The sequence below is a fragment of the Phenylobacterium sp. genome, assembly GCF_030697925.1.
Taxonomy (GTDB): domain Bacteria; phylum Pseudomonadota; class Alphaproteobacteria; order Caulobacterales; family Caulobacteraceae; genus Phenylobacterium.
The window spans coordinates 14,994-29,589 of record NZ_JAUYOJ010000092.1 but is presented as its reverse complement, the minus strand read 5'-3'; the positions used below and the strand labels follow the sequence as shown (position 1 = coordinate 29,589).

Below are 14,596 nucleotides of genomic sequence, written 5' to 3'. Positions count from 1 at the left end.
ACGAACCGAGCCACGCGATCCCGAAGATCCAGAGAATACGGCCGACCCATCCAAGCTGGCCTCCTGCCCAGCCTGGACCTTGAATCATGATCCGCAGATATCCGGAATCCCGATTCAGCTAAGAGCGGTCACGCTCTAGGCCTACGGCCCAGCTCGGAACTCCATGGCGGCTCAAGGGTTGAGGTTGTAGCGCACCTAACCCAGGAGCCGTCATGAGCATCGCTATGAACGACCGCGTCGCCGTAGAGCGCCGGTTGTGGGAAGAGATCGAACGCCATCAGGTCGGGATGCTGGGCGTGGTCGGCCGATTGGCCCATCACACCCAGCCGATGACCGCCTTCGTCGAGCGCGAGGCCGAGGAGATCTGGTTCTTCACCAGGTCCGACAGCGACCTGGCCCAGCACGTGGGCGCGGGTCACAAGGCGATGTTTGTCTTCCAGCAGCGCGACGTGCAGGCCTGCATCTGCGGCCAGCTGACCGTGCAGCACGACCAGGTCCGGATCGACAAGTACTGGAACGCCGTCGTCGCCGCGTGGTACCCGCAGGGCAAGTCCGATCCGAAGCTCACCCTGCTGAAGATGGCCTGCGAGGACGCCGATGTCTGGATCTCGCAGGGCGGGCCGGTGAAGTTCGCCTGGGAGATCGCCATGGCCAACGCGACCCGCCACGAACCGCACCTGGGCGGACGCGCGAACCTGCACTTCCACTGAGGCGTCAGCCCCCGTCCGCGCTGGATTGAGGCGATTCTGCGACGCATCGTCGCGCTCGAAGTCGTAAGATCATCGCCTCAAGGTCAGCAGTGGATTCTCACCCTGGGAATTTCGGCGCCGGAGATATACTTGCGTCGACTTGCCGAGAATATTTGCCCGCCGGGACCATGGGCAAGGTCTTCGCTGCTTTTGGTGAGCCAATTCTGCTTTTGCGGAGCAGACGTCGCATTTGTGTCGAGTTCTCGACAGTCTTTGCGGAGCGGCGTCGATAACTTGCAACCCAAGCCATATGGCTGCGTTTCGATTCCCCGATGCAAAGGCCCCTGCTCTCGGTGCAAAATCGCTTGCTCTCGGCCCTGCCCCCTGACGACTACAGGCTGGTGGCGCCGCATCTCACCCAGGTGGATCTGGAACGAGGACGTCTGCTCTACGAGCCCGGAGACCGGGTCGATACGGCCTATTTCCCGCACGACGGCGTGATCTCGCTGATGACCCTGATGGAGAACGGCGCGGCCATCGAGAGTGCAACCATCGGGCGCGAAGGGGCGCTGGGATTGATGGGAGCGGTGTCGCCCCGCCAGTCGCTGTCGCGGGCCATCGTCCAGACCCCGACCCGGGCCGCCCGCATCGGGGCGAGCCAGCTGCACGAGGCCTGGGAGAAGAGCGCCAAGATCCGCGTGATGGTGGACATGCACACCGAGGCCCTGTTCGGCCACGCCGTGCAGTCGGTGGCCTGCAACGCCCTGCACTCGGTCGAGGCGCGGTTCTGCCGCTGGCTGCTGACCTGCCACGACCGCATCACCAGCGACACGGTGGCCCTGACCCAGGAGTTCCTGGCCGATATGCTGGGGGTGCAGAGGACCACAGTCACCGCCGTCGCCCGCACCTTGCAGGAAAAGGGTTACATCAGATATCGCCGTGGGGTTGTGGACATCATCAGCCGCGAAGGCCTCGAGGCCGTGTCATGCGAGTGCTACGAGGTGGTGCGGCGCAACTATGAGCGCCTGTTGCCGCAGCCGTCCGTCGACCGGGCCCGCGGCTAGAGCGAGAAGACCAGGCGGGCGGCGACGCCGGCCTGGCAATCCAGCACGAACTCGCCGCGCACCTGGGCCGCCAGGCTGCGCACGAACCACAGGCCGAACCGCTCGCGGGCCCCGGGCGCGGCCGGGTCGAAACCCTGGCCGTCGTCCACCACGGTGAGCTCGCAACGATCGTCGTCCAGACGCTTGAGGCCGATCTTGACCACCCCGGCGCGCGCGTCCGGATAGCCGTGAGCCAGGGCGTTGGCGATCAGCTCCTGGGCGATGAGCGCGAGCGTCGAGGCCGCCTGGTCAGAGACGTGCAGCTGGGCGCAGGACAGCTGGATCTCGGCGGGCCGCGTCCCCTGCCGCCGCTGCCAGACCGGGGCCATGTCGGCGAGATAGGCGGCGAAGTCGATCCCCGCTTCCTGCCGGTGGCGCTCCAGGGCGCCGAGCGAGCCGATGGCGTCGGCCATCCAGACGAGTTGGCGTCGCGCCTCGGGTTCGCTGGCCCTCTGGCCGCGCATTCGCGCCAAGGCGGACATCAACTGGAACGTGTTGGCCATGCGGTGGCGCAATTCCGCCGCCGTGCGCGTATCGGCCTGCTCGTCGCTCATTGCGGTCAACGCCCCCAGCGTTTGAAAGCAGGTCTAGTAATACGCCTTCCGCAGCGCCCGTCCGTCGCCGAGCTGACAGTTATCGCAGGAATTGGCGTCAATCGCCCCTATTTTATATGGTGAAGGTTGAATAATTCGCGTCACACGCGAATTTTGTGCGTTCATGCGCGCGGCGCGGCGGCCAGGGCGAAGGCCGCCGAGACCCCCAGCAGGAACCCGATCTCGAAGACCTGTTCGACCGCTCCCAACACGTCTCCTGTGTATCCGCCGAGCAGGCGGCGGGCGATGAGGGCCAACACCAGCGCCGGCGGCGAGGCTAGCAGGAGGCCCTGGACCACCACCCCGTCCGGCGAAAGCGCCAGGGGCAGGCCGGCGAAGACCAGGGCGGTCAGCATCTCGCCGAGCGAGAGGCCGACGGGCGCCGACTTCCACTTCGACGCCCCGGGCGCGCCGACATAGGGCAGCAGGCGCATGGCGATCACGGACGCGCCGCGCCCGGTCCCGTGGGCGGCGATCAGCGCCCAGGCGCCCAGGCCCGCCGGCAGGGTGGCCAGCGCCGCAGCCTTCAGGGCAAGGCCGAGACCGAGGGCCAGGGCGCCGTATGTCCCGATGCGGCTGTCCTTCATGATCGCCAGGCGCTTGGCGGGGTCGGCCCCACCACCCAGGCCGTCGGCGGTGTCGGCCAGGCCGTCCTCGTGGAAGGCGCCGGTGATCAGCACGCCGGCGGCGATCGCCAGGATCGCCGGAATCCAGCCGCTCCAGACCTGGGAGGCGGCCCAGAAGACCAAGGCGCAGGCTCCGCCGACCAGCAGGCCGACCAGGGGAAAGTAGCGGGCGCTGCGCGAAACCCAGTCGGGCTCGAAATCCTTCAGCCTGGGCGTGGGCAGCCAGGTGAGGAACTGGACGGCGCAGAGGAGGAGCTGCAGCTGGCGGGCCATGTCAGAGCCGCCCGGCCAGGACATCGTCGAGGCTGGCCACTTCCCTGAGCAGGGCCGCGGCGGCGCGGACCAGGGGCAGGGCCAGCAGGCCGCCGGTCCCCTCCCCCAACCGCAGGCCGAGGTCGAGCAGGGGCCGGGCGTCGGCCGCGACCAGCATGGCGGCGTGGCCGGGCTCGGCGGAGCGATGGGCCCAGATGCAGTAGTCGGCGGCGGCGGGAACCAGGCGGATGGCGGCCAAGGCCGCGGCGCCGCAGATGAAGCCGTCCACCAGCACCGGACGGCGGGCCGCCGCCGCGCCCAAGACGGCGCCGGCCATCATGACGATTTCCAGCCCGCCGAACTGGGCCAGGACCTCGCGAGGGTCGACGGCGTCGGCCCGGGCGGCGGCCTGTTCGAGGACGGCGAGCTTGCGCGCCAAGCCCGCGGCGTCGTGGCCGGCGCCGGGCCCCACGCACCCGGCCAAGGGCGCAGGCGCCAGGCGGTGGACCAGCAGGGCGGCGGAGCCCGAGTTGCCTATGCCCATCTCGCCCAGCGCCAGGACGTCGAAGCCCTCGGCGGCGGCCTCGCGGGCGATGGCCGCGCCACGGGCCAGGGCGGAGTCCACCTCGTCGGCGGAGAGCGCCGGTCCCAGGGCGGCGTTGCGCGAGCCCTTGCGGACCTTGGCGAAGATCAGGGCCGGATGCGGGGCGAGGTCGGCGGCGACGCCGGCGTCCACCACCCGCAACTCCGCCCCCGCCACCTGGGCGAAGGCGTTGGCGGTGGCTCGGCCGGCCAGCAGGGTGGCGACCATGGCCACGGTCACCGCCGACGGATAGGCCGAGACTCCGGACTCCGTGAGGCCGTGATCGCCTGCGAACACCAGCAGCAGGGCGCGATCCGTCGTCGGGTCCGGCCGGCCGGCGATCAGGGCCAGCTGCACCGCCAGGTCCTCAATGCGACCCAGCGCGCCGAGCGGCTTGGCCTTGCCGTCCAGCAGGGCGCGCAGGGCAGGCTCCTGGCTACGGTCGAGGGCGGTGATATCGGGCAGCGCGGTCACGGTCGTGCCTCCAGGCCGGCGATGGCCGCCAGTACGTCGATATCGAAGGCCTGTTCCAACGCCAACGCGATCTCGTCGAGGGCGGCGTCGACCCTGGCGGTTTCGTCGATCCCGTCGGATGTCGCGCCCAGGGGCGACAGCAAGGCGCTCCGCGCCTCGCCCAGACCGAAAAGGCCGTGGACATAGGCGCCCATGACCCGGCCATCGGCGGAGATCGCGCCGTCGGGGGTCCCGTCGTTGCGGACCAGCAGGGGGCGGGCGAGGTCTGGGCCTTCCGTGCGGCCCACATGGATCTCGTAGCCCTCGAAGCGACCGCCGGCGGCCAGGCGCCCGGCGGCCGGGGTGAGGACCTTGTCATCGGTCAGGGTGGTGGCGACGTCGAGCAGACCCAGGCCCGCGGCCTCGCCCGGCGGGCCCTCGACGCCCAGGGGGTCGGAGATCGAGCGTCCCAGCATCTGGAAGCCGCCGCAGACCCCCAGCACCCGGCCCCCGCGCCGGACGTGGGCGGCGAGGTCGATGTCCCAGCCCTGGGCGCGCAGGAAGGCGAGATCGGCCAGGGTCGCCTTGGTCCCGGGCAGGATCACCAGGTCGGCGTCCCCCGGCAGAGGCGTGCCGGGCGGTACGAAGGCGAAGTCCACCTCCGGCTCGGTGCGCAGGGGATCGAACTCGTCGAAATTGGCGATGCGCGAGAACATGGGGGCGACGATCTTCACGCGGCGCCTGTCGCCCGGGGCCAGGCGATCGAGGGCCACGGCGTCCTCGGCGGGCAGACGCCGGGCGGCGGCCAGCCAGGGGGCCATGCCGCAATCGGCCCAGCCGGTGCGGCGGACGATCTCGGCGCGGCCATCGGCGAACAGGCTGGGATCGCCACGGAACTTGTTGATCAGGAAGCCGGCGATCATGTCGCGGTCCTCGGGGTCCAGCACCGCATGGGCGCCGACCAGGGCGGCGATCACGTGGCCCCGGTCGATGTCGCCCACCAGGACGACGGGGACCTTCGCGGCGCGGGCGAAGCCCATATTAGCGATGTCGCCAGCTCTGAGGTTGGTCTCGGCCGGGCTGCCGGCGCCTTCGATTATGACCAGGTCGCACTCGGCCTCGAGGCCGCGGAAGCTCTCCAGCACCACGTCCAGCAGCTCGCCCTTGCGGTCCTGGTAGGCGCGAGCCTGCCAGGTCCCCGCCATCTTGCCGCGCACGACGAGCTGAGCGCCGACATCGCTCTGGGGCTTCAGCAGCACCGGGTTCATGTGGACGGTGGCCGGGGTGCGGCAGGCGACGGCCTGCAGCGCCTGGGCGCGGCCGATCTCGCCGCCGTCGACGGTGACCGCGGCGTTGTTGGACATGTTCTGCGGCTTGAAGGGGCGCACGGTCAGGCCGCGATTGGCGAAGAGGCGGCAAAGGCCGGCCACCAGCACCGACTTGCCCACGTCGGAGCCGCAGCCCTGGATCATCAGCGCGGCCATGCGAAGCCTCCCAGGGCGAGGCCTGCGGCGAGGAGGCCGCAAGCGCGCAGATAGAGCCCAAGCCCGCGCCTCAGGTCCCGCGGCGAGGGCGGTGCGCCGTCGCCGAAGGTCGGGCGTTGGTAGGCAACCCCATCATAGGTCGCCACGCCGCCCAGCCGCACGCCCAGGGCGCCGGCCATGGCGGCCTCGGGCCAGCCGGCGTTGGGCGAGGCGTGCCTGGGCGCGTCGCGGAACATGGTCGCCCAGCCACGCCCGGCGACCAGGGCGATCAGCGCTCCGGCGATGCGGGCCGGGATCAGGTTCATCAGGTCGTCGGTGCGCGCCGCCGCCCAGCCGAAGTCGCGATAGGGCGCCTCGCGGTGGCCGATGACGCTGTCAGCGGTATTGACGGCCTTATAGGCGAACAGGCCCGCCAGTCCCGCGACCAGGAACCAGAACAGCGGCGCGACCACGCCGTCGTTGAAGCTCTCGGCCAGGCTCTCCAGGGCCGCGGCGGCGACGCCCTGGCGGTCGAGGCCGGCGGTGTCGCGGCCGACGATCATGCCGACGGCGGCGCGGGCGGCCTCCAGGTCGTCGGCCGCGAGCGCCCGGCGAACGGCGCCGACATGGTCGTAGAGGCTGCGGGCGGCGAGGCCGAGGCTGCCGACGAGGGCGGCGAGGACCAGGCCCCAGCCGGTGAGGGCGCGGTCGAGGGCGTAGCCGACGCCGCCCGCCGCGCCCACCACGATCAGCAGGGTGGCGAGCCCCGCCAGCCGCCGTCCGAAGTCGCCGCCCCGATTGAAGGTCCGGTCGAGGCCCCTCAGCGCCCAGCCGGTCCAGGCGACCGGGTGGGGGACGACCGCGTGCAGGCGGCGCGGATAGCCGACGGCGGCCTCGATGGCCGCGGCGCCCAGCACCAGCCAGGGGTCAGCGGCCACGCCCGACGATCTCGATCAGCGGACCCGAGGCGCCGGTCACATGGCGCGCCTCGATGTCGTAGGCGGCGGCCAGGACCTCGGGGGACAGGGCCTCGACGGGCGGGCCGTCGGCCAGGATTCTGCCCTCCGCCATCACCACGATGCGGTCGGCGATGCGGGCGGCCAGCGACAGGTCGTGCAGGGTCAGGACCACGCCGCGGCCCTGGTCGTGGGCCATGGCGCGGAACAGGCCGCCGGCGTCGAGCTGGTGGCCGGGATCGAGGCCGGTGAGCGGCTCGTCGGCCAGCAGCCATTCGGGGTCACCGGCCAGGGCGCGGGCGATCAGCACCCGGCCCCGCTCCCCGCCGGAGAGGGTGGTGACGTCGCGGTCGGCCAAGGCCTCGACCCCGGCGGCGGCCATAGCCCTGTCGATGGCGGCGGCGTCCTCCAGGGATAGGCCGCTGGCGCCGATGAAGGGGGTGCGTCCGAGGCCGACCAGGATGCGGGCCTCCACCGCCCAGGCGATCTCGGGGGTCTGGGGGATGAAGCCGATGCGCCGCGCCCTGGCGCGGGGGGCCATGGCAAGCAGCCCCACATCGTCCAGCCGCACATGACCCGACAGCGGCTTGCGCAGGCCGGCCAGGCAGGCGAGCAGGGTCGACTTGCCGGCGCCGTTGGGGCCGAGGATGGCGGTGACGCTGCCGGCCTCGAAGCTGGCGGTGACCTCGTCGACCGCCAGCTTGTCGCCGAGCCGGACGCTGATCGCGCGGGCGCTGAGCCGGCTCATGCGATCCTCTTTCGCAGGGAGAGCAGCAGGGCGAAGAAGAACGGCCCGCCCAGCACCGCCATGGCCACGCCCAGCTTCACCTCGCCGGCCGCCGGCGTCAGGCGCACGGCGATGTCGGCGGCCAGGACCAGGACCGCCCCGCCGATGGCGCTGGGGATCAGCAGGCCGCCGGGCCGCGCGCCGACCAGGGGCCGCAGTAGGTGGGGCACGATCAGGCCGACGAAGCCGATGACGCCGGTCACCGCCACACTGGCTCCGGCCGTGAGCGCCACGCCGATGGCCAGCAGCCAGCGGGTGGCGGTCATATTGATCCCCAGCGAGCGGGCGCCGGTCTCGCCGAGGGTCAGCGCGTCGAGGCCGCGGCCGATCAGCAGCAGCAGGCCACAACCCACGGCGATCAGCGGCAGGGCCATCTGGACCTCGGCCATGCTGCGGTCGGCCAGCGACCCCATCAGCCAGTTGACGATCTCGTTCACCGCCCAGGGATTGGGGGCCAGGCTGAGCGCGAGCGCCACGCCGGCCCCGGCCACGGTCTGCAGGATCACGCCCGCCAGGATGAAGGTGACGATGCTGGAGGCCGAGCCGGACAGGGCGAGCAGCAGAAGGACCGCGATCAGGGCCCCGGCCATGGCCGCCGCGGCGATCATCCAGGGCTGGGAGGCGCCCGCTCCAAGATAGAGGGTGAGGACAGCTCCCAGCGCGGCCATGGCCGAGACGCCGAGCGCGCCGGGATCGGCCAGGGGGTTGCGGGTGTAGCCCTGCATGGCCGCGCCTGACATGCCGAGCGCCGCCCCGACCGCGACACAGAGCAGGGTGCGCGGCAGGCGCAGTTCGAAGACGATCGCCCAGCGCGGGTCGCTGGGGTCGGTCCAGTCGCTGAGCGGGACCCAGACCCGGCCGGCGGCCATGCTGACCAGGGACAGCACGACCCCGAGGGCCACGAGGGCGGCGAGGACAGTGAGGCGCCTCATGCCCGGGCCTCCAGGGCCCGGGTCCGGGCCAGGGCCATCATCTTGGCGGTCTCGATGAGGACCGGGCCGCCGCAGAACATCAGCCGCTGTGGGAAGTCGGCGCGGTGCATGCGGTGGGCGACGCGGGCCAGGGCCGGATGGGTCAGGACCCGGTCGGCCCAGGTCGGCGCGCCGGGCTTGGCGCGGCCGGCCAGCAGGATGTCGGGCGGATCGGCGATGAGCTGCTCCAGGGGAACGTTGCCGGTGCGGGTCAGGCCGTAGCGGGTGGCGGCGTTCACCAGGCCGGCGCGGCGCATCATCTCGTCCACCAGGGTGCCGGGCGCCGAGGCGAAGCCGTTGGACTGGTAGATCAGCGCGCTCAGCCGGGGCTCACCGGGCGGCGGGGCGGCGTCGGCGATAGCCTTGCGGATTCGGGCGACCAGGGCCTGGCCGCGCGCCGCCCGGCCGACCGCCTCGGCCACCTGGGCCACCTGGGCGAGGCTGTCCTCGATGTTCTCTGGCACCGAGAACAGCTCGGCCGGGATCCCGAGCCGCGCCAGGGCGGCGCGGGTGGCGGGCGAGGAGTGCCGGGCGGCGAGCACCAGGTCGGGGCGAAGGGCGACCACCTCCTCGGCGGTCTCGTAGGTGATGGGGAAGTTCGCCCCAAAGGCCGGGACGCTGGAGGAGAGCGGGTCGCGGGAATAGTGGCTGAGCGCGGCGATCTGGGCGCGATCGGCCACGTGGACCAGGATCACGTCCAGGCAGGGATTGAGCGAGACGATGCGGCGCGGCGCGGCCTTCCCCGCCCCGCCGAGGGAGACGGCGGCCCCGGCGGCGAGCGCCGACCTGCGGGTCAGCATCCAGCTCAAAAGTCGATCCCGCGCTGGGCCTTGATCCCCTGGTCGAAGGGATGCTTGACCAGGGTCATCTCGGTGACCAGGTCGGCGATGGCCAGGAGCTGCGGCTTGGCGTTGCGGCCGGTGATGACCACGTGCTTGTCGCGCGGGCGGGCCTCCAGGTCGGCCACCACCTGGTCGATGTCCAGATAGTCGTAGCGCAGGGCGATGTTGAGCTCGTCGAACAGGACGAGGTCGAGGGCGGGGTCGGCCAGCATCTCCAGGGAGACGGTCCAGGCGGCCTGCGCGGCGGCGATGTCGCGGGCCCGGTCCTGGGTGTCCCAGGTGAACCCCTCCCCCATCACCTCGTAGCGGACCTCGTCGGGGAAGCGCTTGAAGAACTGGCGCTCGCCGGTGACCCACTTGCCCTTGATGTACTGCACGATGCCCACCTTCTGACCCCAGCCGAGCGCGCGGGCGACCATGCCGAAGGCCGCGGTGGACTTGCCCTTGCCATCGCCGGTGTGCACCAGCAGCAGGCCCGGCGCCTGGTCGGTCTTGGTGGCCATCAGGGCCTCGCGCTCGGCCTTCAGAACCTTCATCGCCTGGCGATGGGCGGTGTTCCTGTCGTCTTCGGCGGTCATAGGGCCTCCCAATTCACAAGGTTTCGAGGGTCGCGGCGAGCCGCGACCAGGTCTTGGGCAGACCGAACCTGAGCCAGGTTGGCTGTTCGGGAAAGGGGCGGGTCAGGACGCCGTGCTCGGCCAGCCGGGTGAACCGACCCTGGGCGTCGGGCGAGGCGGTCAGGCGGAACAGCGACGTCCCGCCCAGGATCTCGAAGCCGCCCGCGGTGAGCATGAGGTCCAACCGCGCGGCGTCGCGGGCCAGCCGGAGAGCCGTGCGCTCACGCCAGGCGGCGTCGGCATAGGCGGACGTTCCGGCGGCGATGGCCTCGGCCGAGACCGGCCAGTCGCCGAACTGGGCGGAGACCCGCGCAGCCAAGCCTGGCTCGGCGATGACGAAGCCCAGACGCACGCCGGCCAGCCCATAGAACTTGCCGAAGGATCGCAGGACGATCAGGCGGCCCCCGGCCCGCGGCGTGACGCTGAGCTGGGGCGCCGTCTCGACGAAGGACTCATCGACGATCAGCCAACGATCGCCGGGCTCGAGAGCTTCGTGCTGGGCGCCATCGGGATTGTTCGGATTGACCACGACAACCGCCTCGGCGGCCGTGGAGGTCAGCTGGTCCGCCGGGATCGTCTCGACCCGCGCGCCGGCCAGCCGCCAGGCCTCGGCGTGACCGCCGTAGGTGGGCGAGACCACGGCGACCGACCTGGCGCCCAGCAGGCGTGGCAGCGCGCGCAATCCAGCCTCGGCGCCGGGCACGGCGGCGACCCGGTCGGCGGCGACCCCGAAGGCGCGCGCGGCGGCGGCCTCCAGGGCAGCGACCGCCTCAGGATCGGGCAAACGCGCCAGGTCGGCGGGGGTCGCCCGCGCCCCCTTCCAGGGACGTGGGTTGATCCCGGTCGATAGGTCGAGCCAGGGCGTCGGCGCGTCCGGAAAGGCGCGCTTCGCCGCGGCCAGCCGGCCGCCGTGGCGGAGGAAGCCCGCCGCCGGGTCAGAACCGGGCGCGGACACCGACATAGGCCCCTCGCCCGGGGGAGCTGTAATTCCGGGTGGTCTCATACTCGTCGTCGAAGGCGTTCTCGACCCGGCCATAGACCTCCAGCGCCTCGGTCAGGGGATAGGACGCCCGCAGGTCCAGCAGGGTGTAGCTCTGCAGGACATAGGTGTTTCCGACATTGTCGAAGCTGTCGCCCACATACCGGATGGCGCCCGTGAGCGCGGCGTCGTTGGCCCAACGATAGGTGGCCTGGATATTGGCCTGATGCTCTGGCCGGCGGGTGAGGCGCTTGCCGCGGTTCACGCTTTGGGGCGAGGCGTTCTCGGTGTCGGTCCAGGTATAGTTGGCGGCAAGCCGCAGGGGCCCAAGATCGGCCGAACCTTCCAGTTCCACGCCGTGGGCCTTGGTCCGGGCGGTGTTGGCGTAGAAGCCGAAACGGGGGACGCCGTTACGCCGGCAGAGCGGATTCGTATTGCTGGCCGTGCAGGAGAAGAAGTCGATCTGGTTCTCGGTCTCGCGCTGGAACCAGGTGGCCGAGACCCGGAAGCGGTCGGCGAAGCGGTGCTCGATTCCGGCGTCCCAGCCGTCGGCTTCCTCGGGCGCCAGAGCCAGGTTGCCGAAGTCGCTATAGAGCTGGAACAGAGTCGGGGCCTTGAAGCCCTGGCCGTAGCTGGCGCGCAGGACGGTGTCGCCGTCATTGAGCGACCAGGCCGCGGCAAGCTGGCCCAGCGTCTGGTCGCCGAAGGTGTCGTGGCTGTCGCGCCGCAGGCCGGCGGTGAGGGTGAGGCCGTCGATCACCTCGCCCTGGACCTGGGCGTAGATCCCGTCGATCCCCGCCTTGCCGCGCACCGGCGGCGGGTTGGGCGAGAACGCGCTGGGCGAGACCGTGCGCATCTCGGCGTCCTCGGTCTCGGCGCCCAAGGTGGCGGTCCAGGCCTCGTTGATCGTCCAGACCCCCTGATACTCCCAGCGCCGGTTCTCACCGCGAGCGTCGAAGGTCACCGGCGTGACGGCCTGGTCAGGATCAGAGTTCCGGCGCTTGGTGCGGGTGTAGCCATAGGCGACCCGGTTCTTCAGGGCGCCGTCCAGCAGGTCGAAATTGACCGCGGCGTAGCCGACGAAATCCTCGGTGGTCCCATACTCGCGGGTGTCGTTGAAGGTGAAGGCCGGCGCCGGGAAGCCGTCGAAATCGTTCCTCCCCTTGGAATAGACGGCGCGCAGGTCGAACGACACGGAGTCGGTGGCCTGTATCTCGGCGCGCCCGCTGAAGCCGCTATTCTCGTAACCGTCCGTCTCGGAACCCCGGCGATAGGCGGAGTCCCCATCGGTGTTGAAGCGGCCGGCGGCCAAGCGCCAGGCGAGGCGTTCGCCCTTGCCGCCCAGCGCGGCGCGGGCATAGGCCGTGCCGCGAGCGCCGGCCTCGAGCTGTACCGAACCCTCGAAGGGCGCGACCGCCTGGGCTGTGACGATATTGACCACCCCGCCGATGGCCTGGCTTCCCCACAGGGTCGACTGGGCCCCACGCAGGATCTCGATGCGCTCGATGTCGCCGGCCAGCATATTGGCGAAGTTGTAGCCGCCGCCGGCCTGGGACGGGTCGTTCAGCTTCACCCCGTCGACCACGACCACGGTCTGGTCGGTCTCGGCCCCGCGGATGCGCAGCGACGTCGCGCCCCCGATCCCGCCGTTGCGCGAGACACTGACGCCGGGGGTCTGGGCCAGCAGGGTGGAGAGGTCGGCGACCTGGCTCGAGGCGATCTCGCCGGCGTCGAGGACCGTGACGCTCTGGCCGACGCGATAGGCCTGCTGAGGCGAACGGTTGGCGGTGACGATCAGTTCGCTGACGCTGGCCGCGGCGATGGGCGCGCCGACCTGGGCGAGCGCGCTGGTGGAAAGCGCGCAGAGCAGCGCGGTGGTGGAGAGCAATAGGGTCTTCATTCGGGTTTTCCCCTGACACGTGACGACGAGCCCGCGCTTGCACGCGGACCAACGGACGTCGTCTCTCGGGAATACTCCCCGTTCGTACGGCTCCACCGGCCGGACGAAGGACGACCGCGTCAGGCAGGTCTCCTGGCTCGCGGGTCACAGCCGGTGCGCGCCGCCTTCCCAGACAGATGTCCAGTGGCTAATGACGCGCGGGCTCACCGCTTACAGTTGCGGGGACAGCCCAGGTATCTCACCTGAGTTCCCTATTAATCCCCTCGCGGGGAACCTGTCGCAGGGTCGCCATTAGGCTCTGCCATGCGGAGCGTCAATCGTCATGAGCCTGACCTTCGTCCTGGGCGGCGCCCGATCCGGCAAGACGTCGCATGCCCTTACGGAAGCCGGAAAACGGCCCGCCGAGCGGCGCGTGATGGTCGCCACGGCCGAGGCCCTGGACGCCGAAATGGCCGCGCGCATCGCCCGTCACCAGGCCGAGCGCGGCGACGCCTGGGCGACCGTCGAGGCGCCCCGGGAGCTGGCGGCGGCGGTGCGCGAGCTGAGGTCCGGCGAGGTGGCGGTGATCGACTGCCTGACGCTCTGGCTGACCAACCTGATGCTGGACGAAGCCGACCTCAAGGCGGCCGTGGCCGAGCTGATCGAGGCGCTGAGGGCCAGCCCCGCGGAGCTGTTCGTGATCTCCAACGAGGTCGGTCAGGGCGTCGTGCCCGACAATGCCCTGGCCCGACAGTTCCGCGACGAAGCCGGCTGGATGCATCAGGCGTTGGCCGCGGCGGCCGACCAGGTGGTGATGGTGGTGGCGGGCCTGCCGCTCGTTCTGAAGGGATGAGCGCATCTCGCTGCAGGCGAGCGCGCGATTGACTCTTAACGAATGTTAACACACGGATAGCTGGTGGGTGGGAGCCGAGGCTGGGCCGCTCTCCTGCTGTCCGCTCTGAGTGCGAGAGCGTCTCCCAAGCTTATCGATTTCAGCAAGTCAGGGGCTATTCGTGCAGACACGCATCCTATCCTTCGCGGCCGCCATGGCGGGCGCGGCCTTCCTGGCCGGTCAGGTCCAGGCGTCGGAGGATTTCGACGGACCGGTGCTCACCGGACCGACCCAGGCGCCGGACACTTGGTACACGGACCGTTACGCGCCGGCCGGCTTCGACAGCGGCGTGGCGTTCGACGGCCGCCAGGTCCTGGAGGTCGACATCAGCGCGGCCGATGGCGCCAGCAATCGTCCGGGCGCCTACAGCGGCTCCTTCTACGACACCCAGGGCCGCAAGCTCGACCTGGCCGACGGCACCACGTCCATGAGCATCGAGCTCTATATCGACAGCACTTGGGCCAGCGAAAGCCGCCGCATGGCCGGCTTCTGGGGCACGGCCTTCGACGGGGCGGACGCGCTTAGCTCCTATCCGATCATCTCGTTCCACGGCTCGGACGGCTTCCAGGGCTGGAACGGCGCCTCCTATGTCACCTTCGGCGTGCCGACCGGATTCGCCTACGGGACATGGGCGACGCTCAACATCTCCCTGCAGGGCGACAACTGGCTCTATCAGGTCGGCGACAAGACCCTGCTGGTGGACGCCAACGGCAGCACCGAGCTCGGCAATGTCATCCTGCAAGCCCACAACACGTCGCAGGGCGCGAACTACAGCGTCCGCTGGGACAACCTAGTCACAGGCGGCGTGGTCCCCGAGCCCGCCACCTGGGCGATGATGATCACCGGCTTCGGCCTGAGCGGCGCCATGCTGCGCCGTCGCCGGACCACGGCGGTCATGGCCTAGGACCAAC

Annotated in this window: 15 protein-coding genes and 1 riboswitch; of the genes, 4 read left to right on the top strand and 11 right to left on the bottom strand. The window is 70.8% G+C overall.

What is annotated here, in order from left to right; genetic code table 11:
• Positions 1 to 212 precede the first annotated feature (212 nt).
• Positions 213 to 710 (top strand): pyridoxamine 5'-phosphate oxidase family protein, encoded by a 498-nt coding sequence (locus Q8Q88_RS08685; protein ID WP_305674798.1) that lies wholly within the window; start codon positions 213 to 215, stop codon positions 708 to 710.
• Positions 711 to 1,021: 311 nt separating this feature from the next.
• A complete protein-coding gene (locus tag Q8Q88_RS08680) occupies positions 1,022 to 1,753 on the top strand; it encodes a Crp/Fnr family transcriptional regulator (RefSeq protein WP_305674797.1) in 732 nt (243 codons plus the stop codon).
• Here the strand turns inward: Q8Q88_RS08680 and Q8Q88_RS08675 are convergent.
• The 11 genes from Q8Q88_RS08675 to Q8Q88_RS08625 form a co-directional block, all read right to left on the bottom strand.
• Complete coding sequence (locus tag Q8Q88_RS08675; RefSeq protein WP_305674796.1) at positions 1,750 to 2,346, bottom strand: sensor histidine kinase; 597 nt, start codon at positions 2,344 to 2,346, stop codon at positions 1,750 to 1,752. The two genes, Q8Q88_RS08680 and Q8Q88_RS08675, sit on opposite strands and share 4 nt — an antisense overlap.
• A gap of 161 nt (positions 2,347 to 2,507) precedes the next feature.
• The gene (cobS, locus tag Q8Q88_RS08670) at positions 2,508 to 3,284 is read right to left on the bottom strand and encodes an adenosylcobinamide-GDP ribazoletransferase (RefSeq protein ID WP_305674795.1); all 777 of its coding nucleotides are present in this window, start codon (positions 3,282 to 3,284) and stop codon (positions 2,508 to 2,510) included.
• Between the two features lies 1 nt (position 3,285).
• The gene (gene cobT / locus Q8Q88_RS08665; protein ID WP_305674794.1) at positions 3,286 to 4,320 is read right to left on the bottom strand and encodes a nicotinate-nucleotide--dimethylbenzimidazole phosphoribosyltransferase; all 1,035 of its coding nucleotides are present in this window, start codon (positions 4,318 to 4,320) and stop codon (positions 3,286 to 3,288) included.
• Positions 4,317 to 5,783 (bottom strand): cobyric acid synthase, encoded by a 1,467-nt coding sequence (locus tag Q8Q88_RS08660; protein WP_305674793.1) that lies wholly within the window; start codon positions 5,781 to 5,783, stop codon positions 4,317 to 4,319. Before Q8Q88_RS08660 ends, cobT begins: the two co-directional genes overlap by 4 nt.
• Positions 5,771 to 6,700, bottom strand: coding sequence for an adenosylcobinamide-phosphate synthase CbiB (gene cbiB, locus Q8Q88_RS08655; protein ID WP_305674792.1), 930 nt, complete (start codon positions 6,698 to 6,700; stop codon positions 5,771 to 5,773). The genes Q8Q88_RS08660 and cbiB overlap by 13 nt, the downstream gene beginning before the upstream one ends.
• Complete coding sequence (locus tag Q8Q88_RS08650; protein ID WP_305674791.1) at positions 6,690 to 7,466, bottom strand: ABC transporter ATP-binding protein; 777 nt, start codon at positions 7,464 to 7,466, stop codon at positions 6,690 to 6,692. The genes cbiB and Q8Q88_RS08650 overlap by 11 nt, the downstream gene beginning before the upstream one ends.
• Positions 7,463 to 8,437 (bottom strand): iron ABC transporter permease, encoded by a 975-nt coding sequence (locus tag Q8Q88_RS08645; protein WP_305674790.1) that lies wholly within the window; start codon positions 8,435 to 8,437, stop codon positions 7,463 to 7,465. Before Q8Q88_RS08645 ends, Q8Q88_RS08650 begins: the two co-directional genes overlap by 4 nt.
• Positions 8,434 to 9,276 (bottom strand): ABC transporter substrate-binding protein, encoded by an 843-nt coding sequence (locus Q8Q88_RS08640; RefSeq protein WP_305674789.1) that lies wholly within the window; start codon positions 9,274 to 9,276, stop codon positions 8,434 to 8,436. Before Q8Q88_RS08640 ends, Q8Q88_RS08645 begins: the two co-directional genes overlap by 4 nt.
• 5 nt (positions 9,277 to 9,281) lie before the next feature.
• Entirely contained in the window at positions 9,282 to 9,896 is a 615-nt protein-coding gene (cobO, locus tag Q8Q88_RS08635; protein ID WP_305674788.1) for a cob(I)yrinic acid a,c-diamide adenosyltransferase, read from the bottom strand.
• A gap of 13 nt (positions 9,897 to 9,909) precedes the next feature.
• On the bottom strand, positions 9,910 to 10,896 hold the full coding sequence (locus Q8Q88_RS08630; RefSeq protein ID WP_305674787.1) for a threonine-phosphate decarboxylase: 987 nt from the start codon (positions 10,894 to 10,896) through the stop codon (positions 9,910 to 9,912).
• Positions 10,871 to 12,814 carry a TonB-dependent siderophore receptor gene (locus tag Q8Q88_RS08625; protein ID WP_305674786.1) on the bottom strand — a complete coding sequence of 648 codons (1,944 nt, stop codon included), beginning with the start codon at positions 12,812 to 12,814 and terminating at the stop codon, positions 10,871 to 10,873. The genes Q8Q88_RS08630 and Q8Q88_RS08625 overlap by 26 nt, the downstream gene beginning before the upstream one ends.
• Positions 12,815 to 12,918: 104 nt before the next feature.
• Positions 12,919 to 13,107, bottom strand: a riboswitch (cobalamin riboswitch).
• Positions 13,108 to 13,136: 29 nt separating this feature from the next.
• On the opposite strand from Q8Q88_RS08625, the gene cobU reads away from it, so the two are divergent.
• Together cobU and Q8Q88_RS08615 are read left to right on the top strand one after the other, a co-directional pair.
• On the top strand, positions 13,137 to 13,646 hold the full coding sequence (gene cobU / locus Q8Q88_RS08620; protein ID WP_305674785.1) for a bifunctional adenosylcobinamide kinase/adenosylcobinamide-phosphate guanylyltransferase: 510 nt from the start codon (positions 13,137 to 13,139) through the stop codon (positions 13,644 to 13,646).
• Between the two features lie 160 nt (positions 13,647 to 13,806).
• Positions 13,807 to 14,589 carry a PEPxxWA-CTERM sorting domain-containing protein gene (locus tag Q8Q88_RS08615; protein ID WP_305674784.1) on the top strand — a complete coding sequence of 261 codons (783 nt, stop codon included), beginning with the start codon at positions 13,807 to 13,809 and terminating at the stop codon, positions 14,587 to 14,589.
• The last annotated feature ends 7 nt before the right edge of the window (positions 14,590 to 14,596 follow it).